This window comes from Streptomyces sp. NPDC059355, from assembly GCF_042752335.1.
Lineage (GTDB): Bacteria > Actinomycetota > Actinomycetes > Streptomycetales > Streptomycetaceae > Streptomyces.
Genome location: NZ_JBHYXN010000002.1, coordinates 289,290 through 308,874 on the forward strand (window position 1 = coordinate 289,290; position 19,585 = coordinate 308,874).

Genomic DNA, 19,585 nt, shown 5'->3' on the forward strand with positions numbered 1-19,585 from the left:
CCGAGCCCGTCCCCACGACCCCACGACCCCATGGAGCCAGCGATGCCCGGAGCCCTTCAGCGGCCCGCCGTGGTCACCCGCGTATCCGACCTCATCGGCTACACCCCCCTGCTGGAACTCGCCGCAACGGAGACCGGCAGCCGCCTCCTGCTCAAACTGGAGATGTACAACCCCACCGGCACCGCAAAGATACGCATGGCCCGCGCCATGGTCGACGCCGCCGAAACGGCGGGCGACCTTCGCCCCGGCGGCCGGATCATCGAGTCCACCTCCGGCAACACCGGCCTCGGCCTCTCCGTCATCGCCGCCGAGCGCGGCTACACGTTCACCGCCGTCGTCGACAACCACGCCTGCGCCGACAAGCTCCGCGGCATGAAGGCACTCGGCACCGAGCTCGTCTACGTCGTCGACGACGGCACCGAGGAACTCGCCACCGCCGCCCGCGAAGAACTCGCCGAGGACATGGCCCGCGGCCTGGACAACACCATCTTCACCGAGCAACACAACAACCCCGCCAACGGTGTCGGCTACTTCCCCGTCGCGCACGAGCTCGTCGAAGCCCTCGACGGGAACATCGACGTGCTCATCGCGGCGGTCGGCACCGGCGGCGCCCTGTTCGGCACCGCCCGTGAGATGGGCAAGCTGATCGGCGGGTTCAGCGTCGTCGGCGTCGAGCCGAAGGGCTCGATCGCCTTCGGCGGCCCCGCACACGACTACTACCAGTCCGGCACCGGCACCCCCGAAGGCGCCGAACTCGGCGCGCTCGTCGACTTCGACCTCCTCGACGAAGGCGTCAAGGTCGGCGACATCGAGGCCTTCGCCACCTGCCGCGCGGTCGCCCGTACAGGCCTGCTCATCGGAGGGTCCGCCGGCGGAGTCGTCTACGAAGCCCTGACCCGCCTGGGCTCGCTCCCGCCGGGCAGCACTATGGTCGCCCTCATCAACGACGGCGGTGAGAAGTACATGGACACCGTCTTCAACGACGACTGGATGCGCGAACGCGACCTGCTCAACCCCGACACCGAGCGGGAAGTCGACGAACTCCTCACCAAACTCCGCAGGAACCGGTAAACCCCATGCTGACCACCCTCCTCCGCGACAGCCGCGCCCTCGCAGCCCTGGCAGTCCCCCTGATCCTGACCCAGCTCGCCCAGGTCGCCCTCACGACCACCGACACGATCATGATGGGCTTCCTCGGCACCACCGAGCTGGCCGCCGGCGGCCTGGCCATCGTCATCTTCAACCAGCTGCGCACCATGGGCGTCGGCCTCGTCACCTCTGTCGGCAACCAGATAGCCGCTGCGGCCGCGCGCGCCGAACAGCACACCGGCAAGGACCAGGACCAGAGCGCCACGGACACAGCGGTCTCCGGAGAAGGGTCGTCTTCAGCACACGAGGAAGTACGGGCGATCGTCCGGGCCAGCCTCGCCGTGGCCACCCTCGCCGGCGTCGTGGGCGCCGTCCTCATGGTCCTCATCGGCCAGGCTCTTTCCCGGCTCGGCCAGGACCCGGCCGTCGTCGACCTCACCCGGACCATGCTCTACGCGCTCGCCCCCGGCCTGCTCCCCTGCCTCTGGTTCCAGGCCATCCGCCAGTTCACCGTAGGCATGCGACGGCCCCAGGCCCTCCTGCAGATCACGATCGCTTCCGTAGCCGTCAACGCGGGCCTGAACTGGGTCCTCGTCCACGGCACCTTCGGCCTGCCCCGGATCGGCCTGACCGGCATCGGAATCGCCACCTCCAGCGTCTACCTCCTGACCTTCCTCGCGCTCTACGCGTCCGCGAAGAAGGACAAGGAGCTGGCGCCGCTGCTCTCGCTGGACATCACCAAGGCCGACCCCTTCGTGGTCAAGCGTCTGATCGGCCTGGGCGTCCCGATCGCGGCGACCTACGGCTCCGAGGCCGGCTTCTTCTCCCTCACCGCGCTGATGGCCGGCTCGTTCGGGCCCGACGCGCTCGCCGCGCACACCGCCGTCAACCAACTCGTCTACATCGTCTTCCAGGTGGCCGTCGGCCTCTCCCACGCCGCCTCGATCAACGTCAGCCGCGAGCTGGCCCTCGGCCGCCACGACGACGCCCGGCGCATCAAGAACACCGCCCTCGCCTGCGCCGCCGCCGTCATGGCCGTCGTCGGCGTCCTCTACGTCACGATCCCGGGGCTGGTCCTGGCCCCGTTCCTGGACTCCAGCACCGACCAGGCCCTCACCATCGCCACCCACCTCCTCATCGTCACCGCGTTCCTCCAGTTCTTCGACTGCGCCCAGAACATCGGCGTCGGACTCCTGCGCGGCCTCGACGACACCAAGAGCGGCTTCCGCATCACCCTCATCGGCTACTGGGCCGTGGGCCTGCCCGCCTCGTGGGTCCTGGCGTACGCACTCGGACTCGACACCCTCGGCATCTGGCTCGGCCTCCTCACCGGCCTCGCCACCACTGCGGTCCTCCTCCTGCGCCGCTACACCCACTCCCTGGGACAACGAGAGTCCGCCGCGGCCCTGCCCGCCCCCGCCTGACACCCCACCCGTACACGCGCACCCCGGTACCAGGCCCACAGCCCGCTGCCGGGGTGCACACGCACGACGTCCTCCAGAGAACCAGAGCCGCACGGGCCGGCCCGGGTGCGGCGCGATCGGCCGCGAGACCCACAAGATGATGCTGGAGCACCAACAGCAGACGAAAAAAACTCCTCGTCTCCTACTCGCCGAAACGGCTCGACTTCTTCCAGAAGCGAGAAAAACGGCGCCTGACCTGGCCTTTTGCCCGTTAGGCGCCGTTGGCGCAACCCGCTCAACGAGGAACTTGGCGTAGTACTTGAACAGGACGTGGATGCTGTGACCGGCCCGCCGAGCACACTCAGCAGGGTCGACACCCGAGTGGAGCCAGAACGAGATCCCGGCATGCCGTAGGTCGTAGGGCCGCTTCGCCAGACCGGCCGCGAGCTCAGGCGGGTCAGGACGTACCGGCGCGCCCTCGACCACGTGATCCCGTACGCCGCCGCCTCCACGTAGTTGCCTGCCTGGTTCTGGAACAACCGCCCGTCCGGGGCGACACCGAAGCGCTCGACCTGGGCACTCAGGACGTGGACGAACCGCGGCGGGATGGGTACAGGTCGGCTCGCCGTCGCGGCACGACGCTTGAGCGAGTGGACTTCGTAGACCTCACCGTCGTCCGTCCAGTCCTTGCCCGCCGTGACGACGCCACCTGTCAGGTTGAGCAAACCCCAGCCCGTCTCGGGCAAGTGGCACTGCTCGCGACGAAGGTGAATCACCTCAGCCGGCCGCATGGCCGCAAAGTACATGCAGCCGAAGAACGCCTCGAGATGAGGGCCACGGCCCCGCTGTTGCCCCACCGCCGGCAGCAAGCGTGCGACCTGAAGTGGATTGGGCACAGAAGCCGGGTCGATGCGGCGATCCCGCACGTTCCGGTGACGACAGATGCGATATCACGTCACATACCGCCCTCTCACTTGCAGCATGAACCCCTGCGTCCACACTCCGGGGGTCACCTCACCTGAGGTGCCTCCACTGCCTCGGACAGGATGACTTCATTGCGGGTGTTGCAGCCGTCGGACGGATTGGCGCCCGCGTTCCAGTGCTTGAACGATGTGCGCTGGTAGCCCGTACGGTCCTCGACCTGGACCGGCAGCGCGAACCGCGACGCCCATCGGAAGCACCTGCGGCACGGTGCGCTCCCCCGGCCGCGTGCGCGGTCGCGGAGGGAAGACGAGGGCAAAGGCAGCGGCGGCCGCGGTGGCGGCCCGCATTATCATGATCATCACGACGGCGGTTCAGGTTCCATCGGCCCCGAATCCGCGACGACAGGCCTCGGGCGGGCAGTTCACCCGACCGGGGCGCCCTGTTCACCGGCGAAACGGCACTGCATGCCCTCCCGCGGGCGTCAGGCCACCAACGTATCCGCCAGATGCACGGCGATGCGCAGATCGTTCCGCGACCAGCGCAGCGGCCCGTCAGGGACGAAGCCTGGCATTCCTCGGCCACCCACCACCGGGTGGCTCCCGGCGGAGGCTCCCGCGAGGGCCCCTTGGCCGGTTCGGCTCGGACCAGGCCGGGCGGCAGGCCCAGGGCTCCATCCAGCGCCAGGGTCTCGGCGATCCAGACCGACTCCGCCGACCACCGCGTTGATCATCACCAGCTTCAGGGCCGCCCCGGAGCCGACCGGGCCGCAGGCCGTGACCTCGCCGAGCGCGTCGAGGACCTGCCGCACCGGGCCGGGCAACAGCTCGCCCCCCGCCAGCACCCACAACTCCCCCGTCGCGGCCCGGTCCACGCTGCCCATCACGGGCGCATCGTTGAGCGTGACACCCTCGGGAAGCCGGGCCGCCAGCTCCCGCACGGCGTCGGGCCCGACCGTCGAGGTGTCGATCCAGTGGACGCTGGGGTGCGGGACCGGGCCCTCGCGCATCCGGACGGCGGCATTGACGACGTCCCCGAAGACCCTGCCCTCCGGAGGCTGCTGAATGACCACGCCGATCACCACGCGCGCGTACTTTTCGGCAAGCCGTTCCAGTTCCAGGGTCATGACCTCGTCGTACCCGAAGCCCCGGCCACGGCCTCGCCGGGCGGGACGGTGTTCCTGCGCTCCTGAATGTGGGCGTAGCCCATGAGGCCGATGAGGACCGCGAGTAGCACGGCGGACGAGCCCATCGTGCCGAGGTCCAGACCGCCCTTGGCGATCGGCTTGGTGAGGAAGTCGCCCGCGGTAGCCCCGAGTGGGCGGGTTAGTACGAAGGCGATCCAGAACAGCAGGACGTTCGGCACCACGGGCACCTGCACGAGGGCGAGGAGTGCGCCAAGTAGTGCGGAGACAAGGAGCGCGCCGCCCAGGTAGCCGAGTCCGGAGCTGTCGGACAGGAAATCGCCCATGGAGGTTCCGAGCGTGTTGGAGACGAGGATCGCCGACCAGAAGAGGGCCTCGCCGCGAAGCGTGGTGATGTCGCGGATGACGAACGTCATGCCCGTGTACTTCCAGACTACGAAGATCGCGACCAGGATCGAGGTGAGGATCGCCGCGCCGACCGGGTAGCCCAATCCCAGGCCCTGCGGGCCCCAGCCCAGCGAAGTGGCCCCGATGGAGAGGTACCTTGCGCTTGCGTCACGGTTCATGAAGTCGGACATGGTGGTGCCGGCCATGCTGGTGGACAGGATGACGGTCCAGTAGAAGAAGGGGTTGTACCGCTTGGAGCTGAGCTGGATCATCAGCGTGACCACGAAGATCAGGAACAGCGCGATCGTGGTGAGGAAGTAGCCCAGTCCGAGGGTCTGGGCGAGGAGGTCCCCAGCTGTTTCACCGAGAGTCGTGGCGGCGATCTTCATGATCCAGAAAGCCAGTGTGACCGCCGGGAGCTTCTTCATGACGTACTTTCTGGTGCCGCCGACGTCCGGGCCGGTCAGCGCTTCTGACTTTTCCAATGTCCATTGCTCCTGGTCGGTGCATCGACGCCGCACTCTGTTGGAGCGGGACGCCGTGTGGGGAACGAGCGGGTTTTGCGGTGTTGCCGGCACGTCGCATCCCATGCGGCGGTGAAGTGACCGTGTCCGGGCGTGTCTTTACCTTCCCGTCACACGGAGTACGAAGGACCCGGGTTCAATGCATGCGACGACGCGGTGGTGGTCTTGGCCTTCAGCGTCGCGGAAGCCGACCGCCCTTGTGCGTCGCGACACGGTGACCGACGGGCTCGGCTATGTGCCGGCCGGTTCGCCATCCGCCTTCGTCGCCTCGAACCCGTCGGGCACGTCCCGACGACGGCTCATGGCCCCAGGTAGCAGGACCACGCTCCACCGCCGCCTCAGCTGTGGCTTTGTTCATGAGAACGCGAACAAAGCCACAGCGGTCCCGGTTGCGCAAGAAATCACGACGGCCGACCCTGCCGGCCGCGACCTGAACATCTCCTGAACGCCCTCGACGGCGGCCCGGGCTTCTATCGCGAGCGCGGGGGCCGGAACGGGCGCACATCGCATGATCATGACGCCTTTCGGGAGACGAAGCGGAACCACGGGTCTCTTCCGACGCTAAGCAGTGGCGGGTTAACGCCCGGCCCGTTCACGGTGAGACGACGGTAAAGCTCCAGCTCATGCATCCGGAACGCCACGGGTACCCGGCCCCGTGCGTACAGGCCGTCCCGGCATGCACCGCTCGCTTGCCGACTGCCCCGACGCAGGGGAATGCGCCGGGGCGATCCGTCATCAGTCAGCAGTTCAGCCGAGCGATGTGAGGAGCGTGTTGAGTGCGTCGACCTCGGTGGCCTTGTCGGGGTGCGGGGCGCGTACTGCCTTGAGAACCTGGTCGATCTCGCCGTCGAGGAAGCTCCACCCCTTCTCGCTCTTGGGCTCAAGGGTGGACTGGTCGTCGTCCCACGCGGTCTCCAGGTCGGTCGCGCGGCTGGTCGCGGCCCGCTGATCACCCGAGTTGACCTTCGCCAGGGTGTCGGCGGTGATGGTGCGGAATTTCGCGATCTCGGCCGGAGGGAACCGCGACGTCGCCTCCTGAGGGCTGATGTGGCTGGTCACCGGTGCGGGAGTGTCCTCTTCGCCGCTCGCGGCGGCGTGCGGCTGGTGGTTCGCCCATACGAGGAGCGCTGCGGCTGCGACCGCTACGACGGCGTAGTAGGCGAGCATGCCCCGCTCGCGTGCCGGGTTCAGTGCTCGTGGGGTGCCGGTCGGCTCCTGGGCCTCGATGACATCGCTACGGCTCCTCGTGAGGTACACGACCGTGGCGAGGATGGCGACCAGAAAGATGACGCTCGTCAGCGCGGTGCCAAGGCCCAGGCCGCCGTCGCCGCTGGGTGATCCGAGCCAGTCGCCGAGGTTGGCGCCGAGCGGGCGGGTGAGGATGTAGGCCAGCCAGAAGGCGAGGACGGCATTGGCGCCGAGGCGCCAGCCGACAATGATCGCGACAATCAATCCGAGCGGCAGGAGCACGGAGACGCCTGCGGCCCAACCGGTCAGCTCCAGGGTCCAGTCTCCGGTGGCGGTGCCGAGCGCGAAGGTGACCAGTACCGCGAGCCAGTAGAAGAGCTCACGGGGCCGGGTGGTGATGCTGTGGACCGAAAGGGTCCGCTCGCGCACGTACCAGATGCCGAAAACCACGGCGAGCGCACCGGCGAACACGCTGCTGCTCAGGGCGAGGAGCACGCCCTGGCTGTCGGTGAGGATGTCGGTGTAGAGGGTTCCGGTCACACTCACCACCACGACGGTGAGCCAGTACACGAACGGGACGTAGCGTTCGACGCTGAGCTGCCAGGCCAGGACGGCTGCCAGAGCTCCGGTGAAGATCAAAGCGGTGCTGATCAGGCCGACACCGAGGTTCATGTTGATCCAGTCGGCGACGCTCTCGCCGACCGTGGTGCACAGGATCTTGATGATCCAGAACCAGATGGTGACCTCGGGAACCTTGTTCAGCATCTGCCGGGCAGGCGTCCGAACGCTCTCGCCGACTCGCAGGTGATCTCTTGGAGGGGCGCCTGCCCCTGGAGCCGTGGGGCTCTCAGACGTTTCGTAGGTCATGCGGCCCGACTGTGCCACCGGGAACCTGAATGCATCCTGACCATCTCAACGGGCATGGCGGCCGCAATGCACCTGTCGCCGTCCTCGATGGTGCATTCAGTCGAGTACGGCGACAGGGGACCGGGCATCAGGACAGTGACCGTGTCGCGCGGCGGTCGGCGCCGCTCAGCCACAGGACCACGACGACGATGATCACGGCGAGGACCAGGCTGACCGGCCCGGTGCCCAGCCCGAGGCCGCCGCGCTCGGCGCCGACGCCGGCCCAGTCCGCGAAGGAGGCGCCGAGCGGCCGGGTGAGCACGTACGCCCACCAGAAGCCGAGCACGGGCGGGAGGGCGAACAGCCGGTGGGCGAGCGCCGGCAGGGCGATCAGGGCGGCGAACAGCAGCCCGGAGGGCAGGTATCCCCAGCCCGGGGTCGCCGCGGTCAGGTCGCCGACGGCCGTGCCAAGGGCGAAGGTGGCCATGACCACGGTCCAGTAGAAGACCTCGCGGCGTCCGCCGGCCACCGTCTCCACCGCGAGGGCGCCCTCGGCCCGCCGCCAGACCACGAAGACAAGGGCCAGGGTCGAGACGAACGCCAGCGCGGAAACGGTGTAGGGAACGCCGAGGGCGACGTGCGCGACGTCGGCGGCCATGGTCCCGAAGACGCTGACCATGACCACGGCGGACCAGTACACGGCCGGGACGTAACGGCGTGTGCGGGCCTGCGCGACCAGGGCGGTGACCAACAACAGACCGGCCGCGGCAACCGCCAAAACGGGCCCGAGGGCGCGGGCGAGGTAATCGGAGGTGGTCTCGCCCATGCCGGTGGTGAGGATCTTGACGATCCAGAACACCGCGGTCACCTCGGGGACCTTGCCCGCAGCGGAGCGAAAGGCCTGGGCCTGGGTGCGGCGGTGCGCCCCAGGGGTTGTCGTGGCGCCCAGGACGGCGGCACTCCTTTCTGCGCGGCGCGGCCGGGGCCGCGCCGCTTCGGTCGGTCCGGTTCAGCCGCCCAGAACGGTGTTGCCGGTCAGCGTGCCGCTGGTGCCGTCGACGGTCACCACGTGCCGCACTCCGTCGGGTCCGACGACGACGACCCGCCAGGCCCGGCCGCCGCCCTGCTCGGTGACCGGTGCCAGCGACTCGACCTTGCCGTCGTTGACCGCCGCAGCGGCCTTGTTCACGGCGTCCGCCGCGGAGAGCGAGGGCAGCGGGGCCGGGGCTGCGCCGGTCGAGGGGCCACGGGAGTCATCGGCGTGGGTGCCGCGCTCGCCATCCGTGCGCCGGCCGTCGTGCCCGTCGCGGCCCTCGGAGTCTTCTCGCGACTCGTCGTGACGCTCGTGCTCTCCGGCGGACGCCACCTTGTGCTCGCCGCGTCCCTCTTCCTCGTGGTGGTGGATGGCCGCCGCGGCCGCGCCGCCGCCGATCACCACCACGGCCGCGGCGCCGACCGCAGCCCATCGCGCTCTGCGGCCACGCGGCCGACGCCCGGCCGGCTTCTTCGGCGTCGTGCCGGGGCCACCCTGACCCGTCTGCTCCTGCGGCTCGCCTACGCCCACGGACTCACCCACGAATTCACTCACTGTGACCACCCCTACCTCTAGGAAAGTTCCGGAGCCCTGCGCCCGGACATCCGGGCACAGCATGGTTCGGGCACGCTGAAGGGACGCTGAAGACCTGAAGGCTCCTTCAGGTTGGCGGTTCCACGGCGTGCCACTCTGGGGGCATGCGTGTACTGGTGGTGGAGGATGAGCGCCGAATGGCCCTGGCGCTTCAGCACGGGCTGACCGCTGAGGGATTCAGCGTGGACGTCGCTCACGACGGCCTGGCCGGGTTCGCCAAGGCCACCGATCGCACCTACGACGTGGTGGTGCTCGACATCATGCTGCCCGGACTGAACGGCTACCGTGTGTGCTCGCGTCTACGGGCCTGCGGCAGCAATGTCGGCATCCTCATGCTCACCGCCAAGGACGGCGAGTGGGACGAGGCAGAGGCGCTGGACACCGGTGCCGACGACTACCTCTCCAAGCCGTTCTCCTTCGTGGTGCTCGTCGCCCGACTGCGTGCGCTGGCCCGCCGCATCGGCAGCCGGGCCCCGCAGCGCACCGTGCTGGGCGACCTCGTCGTCGACTCCGCCGCCCGCACCTGCAGCCGCGGCGGCGTACCCGTCCCCCTCACCCCGCGCGAGTTCGCCGTCCTGGACCACCTCGCCCGACGGGCCGGTGAGGCCGTGTCCAAGCGCGAGATCCTGGACGAGGTCTGGGACAGCAACACGGACAGCGACCCCAACACCGTCGAGGTTCACGTGAGCGGCCTGCGGCGCAAGATCGACGCCCCCTTCGGGCGGGCCGCGGTGCAGACCGTCCGCGGCGCCGGATACCGGCTGGCAGCCGACGGTGGCTGAGCCGCAACCGATCGCGCCCAGGACCGGGCTCGTCCGGATCGTCCACGGCGCACGGCGTCGGGCCGGTGCCCTGCTGCGCCCGCTGGCTCGTCATCCCCGGGCGGCCGGCCTGATCCGGCGGCTGGCGCCGCGCTCGGTCCGTACCCGTACCACCCTCGCCGCATGTGTGAGCGTCGCCGTCGTCATGCTCGCCGCGTCGGCCGTCGTCCAGATGCTGTTGCGCGTCAACCTGGAACGCACCGTGGAGACCGGGGCCCGCGAGGAGACCCAGGCCGTCTCGCACCTCGCCGCCACCGGCCGCCTCACCGCGCAACTGCCGCTCGGCCCCGGAACCGACTTCATCCAGGTCGTCGACGCCCACGGAAAGGTGCTCGCGCAGAGCCAGAACCTCACCGGCCGCCCCGCCCTCGCCCCCACCGGCACCCACGAGGGCCACCGGACGTACAACCTCGACGCCCTCGGCGACGAGCACGGCCAGCGCGTCACCACCGCCACCACCGCCACCCCCACCGGACCGGTGACCATTCACGTCGGCGCCTCGCTGCGCACAGCCGACACTCACCGTCGGCGCCTTGACCTGGCGTACGACCGGCCGGGCGCTGCGGCCCGTCGAGGCCATCCGCGCCGAGGTCGCCGCGATCAGCGACCGTGATCTGGACCGCCGGGTCCCCGCCCCGCGCGGCGACGACGAGATCGCCCGCCTCGCCGAGACCATGAACGCCATGCTGGAACGGCTGGAGGCCGCGGGGATCCGGCAGCGCCGGTTCATCGCCGATGCCTCTCACGAACTGCGCAGCCCCCTCGCGGTACTCCGGACCCAGCTGGAAATCGCGCACACCCACCCCGACCCGAAGGTGCGCGACACCCTGGTGGAGGGCGCCCTCCAGGACACCGAACGCCTGCAAGCGCTCTCCGCCGACCTGCTCCTCCTCGCCCGCCTCGACGCCACCGGGCAGAGCCGCCCCGGCGAACCCGTCGACCTCACCGAACTCGTCCGCGCCACCGTGGCAGCACGTTCGACGGACCCCCGTGCGATCGCCCTGCACACTTCCGGCGACATCATCGTCTCCGGCAACGCACTGTGGCTCGGCCGCCTTCTGACCAACCTCCTGGACAATGCCCAGCGCCACGCCCGACACTCCGTCACCGTGCGGCTGACGGCAGACCCGGTGACCGGCAACGCCGTCCTGGACGTCACGAACGACGGCCCCCCGATCGCTGCCGCCGACCGTGAGAAGATCTTTGAACGGTTCACACGTCTCGACGATGCCCGCAGCCGAGACGACGGCGGCACCGGTCTCGGCCTGTCCATCGCCCTGGACATCGCGGCTCTACACGGCGGCAGCATCACCGTCCAGGACACATCAGACGGCACCACCTTTCGCACCCATCTCATCGCCTACCCCCGGGGATAGCGCGGGGGCGGGGGCGCCGTCGGCGGACCATTAACTCTGCGCGGTCAGCCTCCGACCGCCACCAGAGCGGCACGACTTGGTTCAGGGCCCGGCCGGAGCGGCGCAGGAGCAGAAGCGCGGTGGTGGCAAGGCCGATGAGCAAGCGAGCCACAGTCGGCGGGTCTCGCCACCGACGGGAACGCGAGCAGCCAGGAGGCGGGCATGCCCACCTTCCGCCGCACGGCCCGCAAGGCTCTCTTCCAGGCCCGGTCCCCTTCCGGACCCCTAGGGCGGCGGGAGCATCAGCGCCCGTCTCTGTGGACCATGCACACAAATGGTCTGCCCCGCGGCGTCGTCCGTGAGCTCCTCCAGCGGGCCATCGAGGCGGAACGCGGGCCTACGGCGAACGACGTCGGCCACGGTCAGCGAGGAGAACAACCTCCCGGTGAGATGTTCTGACGAATAGCCAGGAAAGTCAGCATCGATCCTGGCAGACCTCATCACACCGGGGCAACCTGGGAATCGGCGGCGCCCCGTCGGCGCAAGCGAAACGGATCGGCCGCTCCCCCGGATGCGGAATGTCCCGGCGGGGTGTGATTGATGCGTATCGAGCGGCGGGGATTCGAGCCGATCGGCCGGCAGGGCTGGAACGGGACCGAGGCCGGCTTCTTCTCCCTCACCGCGCTGATGATCGGCTCCTTCGGGGCCGGATCGCTCACCGCGCACACCGCCGTCAACCAGCTCGTCTACATCGTCTTCCAGGTGGCCGTCGACCTGTCCCACCGCCTCGATCAACATCAGCCGCGCGCTGGCCCTCGGCCGTCACGACGACGCCCGCCGCATCAAGAACACAGCCCTCGCCTGCACCGCGGCCGCCATGGCCGTCGTCGGCGTTCCGTACGTCACCATCCCAGACCTGGTCCTGGCCCCGTTCCTGGACTCCAGCACCGACCAGACCCTCACCATCGCCACCCACCTCCTCCTCGTCACCGCGTTCCTCCAGTTCTTCGACTGCGCCCAGAACATCGGCGTCGGACTCCTGCGCGGCCTCGACGACACCAAGAGCGGCTTCCGCATCACCCTCATCGGCTACTGGGCCGTGGGCCTGCCCGCCTCGTGGGTCCTGGCGTACGCACTCGGACTCGACACCCTCGGCATCTGGCTCGGCCTCCTCACCAGCCTCGCCACCACAGCGGCCCTCCTGTGCGCCAGTACACCTTCTGACACCCACCCGTACGCGCGCACCCCGAAACCAGCCCCACCTCCTGTGCCGGGGTGTACAAGTACGACGTCCTCCAGAGGAGCAAAGCTGCACGGGCAGGCCTGGGTGGGCGCGAGCGACGAACGTGGCCCGCCCCGCTCCCGGTCGCTCCCACCGCGTCCCATCACACCCGCTTCCAGCCGCCCCCAGACACCACACGCACCAAGATCCGGACCAATTCCAGACCAACCCTCTCCAAGCAGCCATCCGAACTGTCGTTTTCGCAGTTCAATGTGGATGCAGCTGCTGTACCACCAGCAGACGAAGCATCTCCTCGTCTCCTACTCGCCGAAACGGCTCGGCTTCTTCCAGAAGCGAGAAAAAACGGCGCCTGACCTGGGCTTTTGCCCGTCAGGCGCCGTCGGCTCGACCCGCTCGACGCGGACATCGGCTTTTCCTGGTCCTCCCAGTTCCTCCCGCGCCCTTCCCACTCCAGACCGGCTGTTCCGGTCGACACCCGAGTGGTTGCCTGCCTGGTTCTGGAACAGCCGCCCGTCCGGGGCGGCACCGAAGCGCTCGACGTGGGCACGCAGGACGCGGACGAACTGCGGCGGAATGGGTACAGGTCGGGTCGCCGTCGCGGCACGACGCTTGAGCGAGTGGACTTCGTAGACCTCACCGTCGTCCGTCCAGTCCTTGCCCGCCGTGACGACGCCACCTGTCAGGTTGAGCAAACCCCAGCCCGTCTCGGGCAAGTGGCACTGCTCGCGACGAAGGTGAATCACCTCAGCCGGCCGCATGGCCGCAAAGTACATGCAGCCGAAGAACGCCTCGAGATGAGGGCCACGGCCCCGCTGTTGCCCCACTGCCGACAGCGAGCGAGCGACCTGAAGAGGATCGGGTACAGAAGCCGGGTCGGCCTCACCCTCGACCGACGGAGCGTTCCACCTGATCCCCGCAAGCGGGTTGTCGACGAAGTAGCCGTTCTCCACAGCCATGTTGAGCACTTCACTGAACGCCGATCTCTTACGACGCGTGGTCTTGGCTGCGGCTTGACCCAATCGAGTGCCCTCCGCAGCACCCGCGGCCCCGGATAGACGGATCCCGGACGAACCAAGGCGGGGGTGACGGTGGCAAACGTGCTCGGGCGGGGCGCAACCGGCGCGGATCAGGTGGGCAGCAGTGGGATCCCGTCGTATGCAGTGACGTCGTGGGCCGGGACGATTTGCATGGTGTCCGCGAGCGCAATCATTCGAAGCATGTCCTCACGCACCAGCTTGGGATCGGTGTCGGCGAGAAAGCGCAGCAGGAGTGGCCGCTCGGCCCGACGGCGGATGCCATCGAGTTGCCACGTCAGGTCACCGATGAAGGCGTACCGCTTACCGGACGGCAGAGTGACGAAGGTGATCACGGAGCCAGTCGTGTGGCCTCTGGCGGGGACGACGACGACTGAGCCATCGCCGTACATATCGAAGCTCGACGAAAATCCGAGATAGGGTCCGTCGTTGAATTGATATTGGTTAATCTTGTGACCTGCGGAGACCTCGCGGAACACCCTCCCGCCTTTATCTTCGCTCGCATATCGTAGTTCACCCTCGTTGATCAAGATAGGCGTCCGGAGATCACCGAGACCGCTGACGTGATCCCAGTGAGAGTGGGTCACAAGTACGCCACAGAGCCCACTTTGGTCGTAGCCACTGGCTTTGAGCTGCTCGCTCACGGTGCTGGCCAACCGGTACGGAGCTCGCTCGATTCGCGGGAGAGTCTGAATGTGCGCCGCAACCTGAGAGCCAAATCCCGCATCGATCAGCAGATCACCCTGCGGGTGTTGCACCAGGACCGATGTCGCAGCGAAAGGACGTTTGTCGCTGAGCGATCCACCTTTGAACGCGAAGACCGCTCTGGTTTCGTAGGTCCCCGTGGGCAGTTGGTATATAGCCATTTCTGATGGCGGCGCGGCCTCGGGGAGAGGCCCCGCCCAAGGCGAAGGCATGGGAAGAGATGACATGCGGATATCGTCCGGCACGACGAATCCGAGTGTCCAATACCTGTATGGAAGGCCCGATACCCCTGGGGTATCGGGCCTTCCATTGAGGTACGGGCCGGCTCACGGCGACCTCGCCGGGGCCGTTGAGGATGCCCAGGACCGGTGACGTAGAGAATCCGGGTTCGCGAGTCCGCGCCAGGCCGTTGGGCAGGTCCAGGGTGCCGTCGCGCGCGCGGACGATGCCGGTGGCCAGGGCGAAGCCCAGGACCGGGGTGTGGATGCCGCCGCCGGCAGGTGCGGACAGGGCGGCCAGGATCCGGGGGGATCCCCCGGGGTGAGGCGGGCGACCTGGCGGGCGGCGGCGGAGGTGACGCCACCCGGCTGCACATGAGCCAGCCGCCGCTGAGCCGGGCGATCAAGCAGCTCGAAACCGACCTCGGTGCCGTACTGCTGCACCGCTCCCCCACGGGCGTCACGCCGACCCCGGCCGGGGCGGCACTCCTGGACGAGGGGCGCGGCCTCCTCGCCCAGGCCCACCTGGTGCGCCTGCGCGTCGCCGCTGCGGCCGGCGCCGGGACCCTCACCGTCGGCATCCTGGGCGACACCACCGACCGGGGTGCGACGCGGCCGGCCGCCACGTACCGCCGGCAGCACCCCGGCACCGAGGTCCGCATCCGCGAAGCCGACCTGGCCGACCCGACCTGCGGGCTGCGGGCCGGACTCGTCGACGTCGCCCTGACCCGTACACCGTTCGACGAAACCAGCCTGGTGGTACGCGAGTTGAGCGCCGATCCGGTGGGCGCGGTGCTCCGGGCCGACGATCCGCTGGCCCGGCGCGACCGTCTGATGCCGGCCGATCTGGCCGACCGCCGCTGGTTCCGGTTCCCGGACGGCCGACCCGCTCTGGCAGTCGTACTGGAATGCCTACAAGCCGTGCTCTGGAACCGCACGGTCGGTATGACCCCGCTCGGACACCACCCACCCGGGGGGCTGACCGTGGTTCCGGTGACCGACATGGCTCCGAGCCGTGTGGTGGCGGCGTGGAACGCGGGCGGCCCGACCCCACTGATCCGCTCGTTCGTCCACACCGCGACGGCCACCTACCGCCACTGAGCGAGCGCGAGTCGAGACCGCCTGTCCTCCCACTCGGCAACGGCACACCGGGTGCCGGGGCGGCCACGCAGGCTCCAGTCCTTCACGTACGGGTCCGCTCCGGGGCTCGGGACGGCTGGCCGCCAGCTCTCCTTCCGGGGCGCGGGGCACGGGGCACTGGAAGCAGCAACGCACCCTCCCGCTCGCCCAGCCCCGCAGCGTCGTGGTGGGCCGTCCGCTCGGAGCGATCGCCGGCTACGCGGCACTGCCGGCGGCAGGCGGGCCGGCAGCAGGCCGGATGCCGCCGGACCAACGCGCACCCCGCGCCTGTCGATCTCGCCCCCCACCCGGTGAACGAGAGCCGCGGGCCGGTTTCTAGGCTGACCCCATGTCCGACGAGTCACCCCTCATCCGTAGCCTGCGGGCCGCTGTCGCCGCCGCTCCCGAAGACGTGCCCCTGCGGCTGCACTTCACCGAACTTCTCCTCTCGGAGGGGAGGCACGACGAGGCCGTCGCGCAAGCCGCGGTCGCGCTGCAGCACGCGCCGGGCGACCAAGCCGTACGGGACCTGATGGTCCGCGCCATGCAACTGCCTGCGGTCGGCACCCAGCCCCCCGGCTTCAACTGGGCCGCCGCCGAGCAGGAAGTAGCCGACGTCGTCGGCCCCCGCTTCGCCGCCGACCCCACCGACCCCGCCGACGCGGGCGACGCCACCGAGGCCCCCCTGACCTCGGACGGCAGCGGCGACCCGGCCGATGCGTCCGCCTGGGACATCGACGCCCCCGGCGACGTACGCCTCGCCGACGTCGGCGGCATGCAGGAGGTCAAGGACCGGCTCGAAGCCGCCTTCCTCGCCCCGATGCGCAACCCTGAACTCCGCAGGCTGTACGGCAAGTCGCTCCGCGGCGGCCTGCTCCTCTACGGCCCGCCCGGCTGCGGCAAGACGTTCATCGCGCGGGCCGTCGCCGGCGAACTCGGAGCCGGTTTCATGTCGGTCTCGCTCTCCGACATCCTCGACATGTACATCGGCACCTCGGAGAAGAACGTCCACCACATCTTCGAGACCGCCCGCCGCCAGGCGCCCTGCGTGGTCTTCCTCGACGAGCTGGACGCGCTCGGCGCCAAGCGCTCGCGTACGCACCACAGTGGTCTGCGCAACGTCGTCAACCAGCTCCTCACCGAACTCGACGGCATCAACGCCGCACAGAACGAGGGCGTCTTCGTGCTCGCCGCAACCAACGTCCCCTGGGACGTGGACCTCGCCCTGCGCCGCCCCGGCCGCCTGGACCGCACCCTGCTCGTGCTGCCGCCCGACGCCCCGGCCCGGGAGTCGATCCTCCGCTACCACCTGCGCGAGCGCCCCATCGAGTCCGTCGATCTCGGCAAGATCGTCAAGGTCACCGAGGACTTCTCGGGCGCCGATCTCGCCCATGTCTGCGAGAGCGCGGCCGAGTACGCGCTCCTGGACTCCGCCCGTTCCGGCAGCATCCGCATGATCGGCACCAAGGACCTCCTGAACGCCGCCAAACAGATCAAGCCGTCCAGCGAATCCTGGTTCGCCTCCGCCCGCAACGTCGCCATGTTCGCCAACGACGGCGGTGTCTACGACGACCTGGTCACCTACCTGAAGAAGAAGCGCAAGCTGTGAGTGGAACATCCCTGCACCCGCGGGTCGAACAGGCCCTCCAGCTCTACGGCATGAAGCGGCACGAGGAGGCCCTCGCCCTCCTCGACCGGCGTCTCGCCGAGGCACCCGACGACCACGAGGCGTGGACCGTGCGCGCCCGCTGTCTCACCGGTCTCGGCCGCAACGAGGAGGGGCTCGACGCCGCCGACCAGGCGCTGAAGCTCGAACCCGAGCTCGCCGACGGCCACTTCATGCGCGGATTCGCCCTGCGCAGGATGAGCCGGCTGCCCGAGGCCGAGCAGTCGCAGCGCGAGGCCATCCGCCTCGCACCGCAACTCTGGGGCCCGCGTGCCCAGCGTGCCGAGATGCTGATCTTCGTGGGGACGAAGGAGGAAGCGCTCCAGGAGGCCCAGGAGGCCGTACGGCTCGGCCCCGACGTCGTCGACACGTGGCACACCATGTACAAGGTCGCCGCGTTCAACAGCCGCTCCGACCTGGTGCAGGAGTCCGTGCGGCAGCTCCCGCGCATCGACCCGACCGACCAGCTCGCCGTCACCGAGGTCACCGGGCGCGAGGCCCGCAAGCCCGGCACGTCCGCCGCCCGGGCCGCCGACCTCTACGCCGGCGCACTCGCCGCCGCCCCCGACTCCGAGTCACTCCGCTCCGACCTCGACAGGGCCGTCTACCGGATGCTGCGCGGCACCCGATGGCTAGCCCTGCTCTGTCTGGTCATGGCCGCCGTCACCGTCGACGTCTTCCCCACCGGGGCCGAGGCGAAGGAGCTGCCCGTCCATCTCGGCACCCGGCTGTGGGCGCTGACCCTGATGGCCGTGGTGTGGGGCTTCGGCGCCTGGCGCCGCTACCGTCGGCTGCGGACCGGGGCACGGCTCACCGTGTTCGCGCTCGTGCGCCGCTCGTTCTGGCCCAGGGTCGTGCTCGGCCAGGCCATCTGGGCCACCCTGTGCGCGCTGCTGCTCGTGGCTCTTCCGTGGAGCGAGCGCACCGTCCCTCAGGTCCTGTTCTGGCTGGCACTCGTACCGAACCTGCTCAGCATCACCCACGACCGGGACAAGGTCTGATGAGCCGGGCCCTGCAACAGGCCGACGCCCTCTTCGACCTGGGGCGCTACGAGCAGGCCTCCGCACTCGCCGCACAGCACCTCGCCGGCCACCCCGACGACGCCACCGCACTCGTGCTGCTCGCCCGCTGCCGGCACGGCCTCGGCGACGAACAGCAGGCGCTCACCACCGTCGAACAGGCCCTGCGCGTCGCGCCCGAGTCGGTGAGCGCCTGGCTGATGCACACCCACGTCCTGCTCTCCCTGCGGGAGTACAAGCAGGCCGAGGGCTCTGCCCGGCGCGCCGTCGAACTCGCCCCGCAGTTCTGGGCGAGCCACTACACCCTCGGCATCGTCCTCGACCGCGCCGGCGCCCCGCAGTACCGGGGGACCCACTACACACTCCGCAGCGTCCTCGACCGCGCCGTCCGCATGAAACGCACGCGGGCCGCACACGAGTCGGCCCGCACGGCCGCCGCCCTCGCCCCCGAGGAAAGCGACGCGTACTTCCTCGTCGGCCTGACCGCACACCACGCCGGCAACCACCGCGTCGCCCAGCAGGCCTACGAAGCGGCGCTGCACCTCAACCCGGACAGCAGCAGCGCCCACAACAACCTCGCGCTGCTCCATCTGCGCCGCAGCTGGCTCAGCCCCGGCTCGTGGACCCGGGCCGCCGAGGGCTTCGTCCAGGCCGCCGCCCTGAACCTGACCGACCGCCACGCCCGCCACAACCTGGAGACCATGGCCTGGGGAGCGGTCTCGGGCTCCCGCTGGGTGGCCCTCGCCGGCATCGTCGCGGCGGCGTCCGGCTCCGCCCACCTGCGCGCGGGCGCCGCCGGCACCGACGCCCTCGTCACCTACCTGGTGTGCGCGGCCGTGCTCGTCGGCAGCTGGGGAGGCTGGCTGCTGTGGCAGACCCGGCGGGTCCCGCCCCACCTGCGCCGTCCCCTCCTGCTGGTGTCGCGCGGCTGCCGTCCGGTCCTCGGGATGGCGTTCGCCATCGCGCTGCTCATCGTCCACCCGGTCTTGGCCCTGGTGTTGTGGCGCAGCGCCTTGTTCAGCGCGCTCGCGATTCCGCTGTTCTTCTTCGCACTCGTCATGTCCGTGGCCGGCCATACCGCCCTCCAGCAGCGCGCGCCGAAGCCGTAGGAGGCAGGGGCGCGCAATGGTGACCGGCATCGCTGCCTCCATGACCGGGCCGTAGGTCGTCGCTTACGACGGGCGTGAGGGGATCGATCTGCCGTGACCGGCCCAGCACCTCCTCCGGGCCCAATACCCGGGCGGTGTCCGCCAAGCCGGCCGCTGCTGGTGGAATG

Annotated in this window: 16 protein-coding genes and 2 pseudogenes; 10 read left to right on the plus strand and 8 right to left on the minus strand. The window is 69.6% G+C overall.

All coding sequences use genetic code 11. The annotated features are described in order from the left end of the window. The first annotated feature begins 42 nt into the window (after positions 1-42). The gene (locus tag ACFXGI_RS03475; RefSeq protein WP_384702596.1) at positions 43-1,071 is read left to right on the plus strand and encodes a cysteine synthase family protein; all 1,029 of its coding nucleotides are present in this window, start codon (positions 43-45) and stop codon (positions 1,069-1,071) included. A gap of 5 nt (positions 1,072-1,076) precedes the next feature. Continuing rightward, a complete protein-coding gene (locus tag ACFXGI_RS03480) occupies positions 1,077-2,513 on the plus strand; it encodes an MATE family efflux transporter (RefSeq protein ID WP_384702599.1) in 1,437 nt (478 codons plus the stop codon). Between the two features lie 1,384 nt (positions 2,514-3,897). Here the strand turns inward: ACFXGI_RS03480 and ACFXGI_RS03485 are convergent. The 6 genes and pseudogenes from ACFXGI_RS03485 to ACFXGI_RS03510 form a co-directional block, all read right to left on the minus strand. Then, positions 3,898-4,422 (minus strand): NAD(P)-binding domain-containing protein, encoded by a 525-nt coding sequence (locus ACFXGI_RS03485; protein ID WP_384702713.1) that lies wholly within the window; start codon positions 4,420-4,422, stop codon positions 3,898-3,900. Then, positions 4,411-4,566, minus strand: a pseudogene (locus ACFXGI_RS03490) (TerD-family protein); the annotation flags it as partial. The gene ACFXGI_RS03485 and the pseudogene ACFXGI_RS03490, both read right to left, overlap by 12 nt. Beyond that, the gene (locus ACFXGI_RS03495) at positions 4,536-5,429 is read right to left on the minus strand and encodes a hypothetical protein (protein WP_384702602.1); all 894 of its coding nucleotides are present in this window, start codon (positions 5,427-5,429) and stop codon (positions 4,536-4,538) included. The pseudogene ACFXGI_RS03490 and the gene ACFXGI_RS03495, both read right to left, overlap by 31 nt. Before the next feature lie 786 nt (positions 5,430-6,215). After that, positions 6,216-7,421, minus strand: a complete 1,206-nt coding sequence (locus ACFXGI_RS03500; protein ID WP_384702604.1) for a hypothetical protein — start codon at positions 7,419-7,421, stop codon at positions 6,216-6,218. A 229-nt stretch (positions 7,422-7,650) separates the two neighbouring features. After that, positions 7,651-8,370 carry a hypothetical protein gene (locus tag ACFXGI_RS03505; RefSeq protein WP_384702607.1) on the minus strand — a complete coding sequence of 240 codons (720 nt, stop codon included), beginning with the start codon at positions 8,368-8,370 and terminating at the stop codon, positions 7,651-7,653. 141 nt (positions 8,371-8,511) lie between these two features. Next, positions 8,512-9,078 carry a hypothetical protein gene (locus tag ACFXGI_RS03510; protein ID WP_384702610.1) on the minus strand — a complete coding sequence of 189 codons (567 nt, stop codon included), beginning with the start codon at positions 9,076-9,078 and terminating at the stop codon, positions 8,512-8,514. A gap of 155 nt (positions 9,079-9,233) precedes the next feature. Here ACFXGI_RS03510 and ACFXGI_RS03515 point away from each other — a divergent pair, with 155 nt between their 5' ends. The 4 genes and pseudogenes from ACFXGI_RS03515 to ACFXGI_RS03530 all read left to right on the plus strand — a co-directional run. Then, positions 9,234-9,911 carry a response regulator transcription factor gene (locus tag ACFXGI_RS03515; protein ID WP_384702613.1) on the plus strand — a complete coding sequence of 226 codons (678 nt, stop codon included), beginning with the start codon at positions 9,234-9,236 and terminating at the stop codon, positions 9,909-9,911. Next, positions 9,904-10,563 carry a hypothetical protein gene (locus tag ACFXGI_RS03520; protein ID WP_384702616.1) on the plus strand — a complete coding sequence of 220 codons (660 nt, stop codon included), beginning with the start codon at positions 9,904-9,906 and terminating at the stop codon, positions 10,561-10,563. Before ACFXGI_RS03515 ends, ACFXGI_RS03520 begins: the two co-directional genes overlap by 8 nt. Continuing rightward, positions 10,484-11,326: a sensor histidine kinase gene (locus ACFXGI_RS03525; RefSeq protein WP_384702619.1), complete on the plus strand. Its 843-nt coding sequence runs from the start codon at positions 10,484-10,486 to the stop codon at positions 11,324-11,326. Before ACFXGI_RS03520 ends, ACFXGI_RS03525 begins: the two co-directional genes overlap by 80 nt. A gap of 630 nt (positions 11,327-11,956) precedes the next feature. After that, positions 11,957-12,509 (plus strand): annotated as a pseudogene (locus ACFXGI_RS03530) (MATE family efflux transporter); the annotation flags it as partial. A 338-nt stretch (positions 12,510-12,847) separates the two neighbouring features. On the opposite strand, the gene ACFXGI_RS03535 reads toward ACFXGI_RS03530, so the two are convergent. Beyond that, positions 12,848-13,504 (minus strand): hypothetical protein, encoded by a 657-nt coding sequence (locus ACFXGI_RS03535; RefSeq protein WP_384702716.1) that lies wholly within the window; start codon positions 13,502-13,504, stop codon positions 12,848-12,850. A 170-nt stretch (positions 13,505-13,674) separates the two neighbouring features. Then, positions 13,675-14,532, minus strand: coding sequence for an MBL fold metallo-hydrolase (locus tag ACFXGI_RS03540; RefSeq protein ID WP_384702621.1), 858 nt, complete (start codon positions 14,530-14,532; stop codon positions 13,675-13,677). Between the two features lie 348 nt (positions 14,533-14,880). Between ACFXGI_RS03540 and ACFXGI_RS03545 the strand changes: the two genes are divergently transcribed. The 4 genes from ACFXGI_RS03545 (at position 14,881) to ACFXGI_RS03560 (ending at position 19,418) form a co-directional block, all read left to right on the plus strand. Continuing rightward, the gene (locus ACFXGI_RS03545; RefSeq protein WP_384702624.1) at positions 14,881-15,606 is read left to right on the plus strand and encodes a LysR family transcriptional regulator; all 726 of its coding nucleotides are present in this window, start codon (positions 14,881-14,883) and stop codon (positions 15,604-15,606) included. Positions 15,607-15,973: 367 nt separating this feature from the next. Further along, on the plus strand, positions 15,974-17,233 hold the full coding sequence (locus ACFXGI_RS03550) for an ATP-binding protein (protein ID WP_384702627.1): 1,260 nt from the start codon (positions 15,974-15,976) through the stop codon (positions 17,231-17,233). Next, complete coding sequence (locus ACFXGI_RS03555; protein ID WP_384702628.1) at positions 17,230-18,291, plus strand: tetratricopeptide repeat protein; 1,062 nt, start codon at positions 17,230-17,232, stop codon at positions 18,289-18,291. Before ACFXGI_RS03550 ends, ACFXGI_RS03555 begins: the two co-directional genes overlap by 4 nt. After that, on the plus strand, positions 18,291-19,418 hold the full coding sequence (locus ACFXGI_RS03560; RefSeq protein ID WP_384702631.1) for a tetratricopeptide repeat protein: 1,128 nt from the start codon (positions 18,291-18,293) through the stop codon (positions 19,416-19,418). The genes ACFXGI_RS03555 and ACFXGI_RS03560 overlap by 1 nt, the downstream gene beginning before the upstream one ends. The last annotated feature ends 167 nt before the right edge of the window (positions 19,419-19,585 follow it).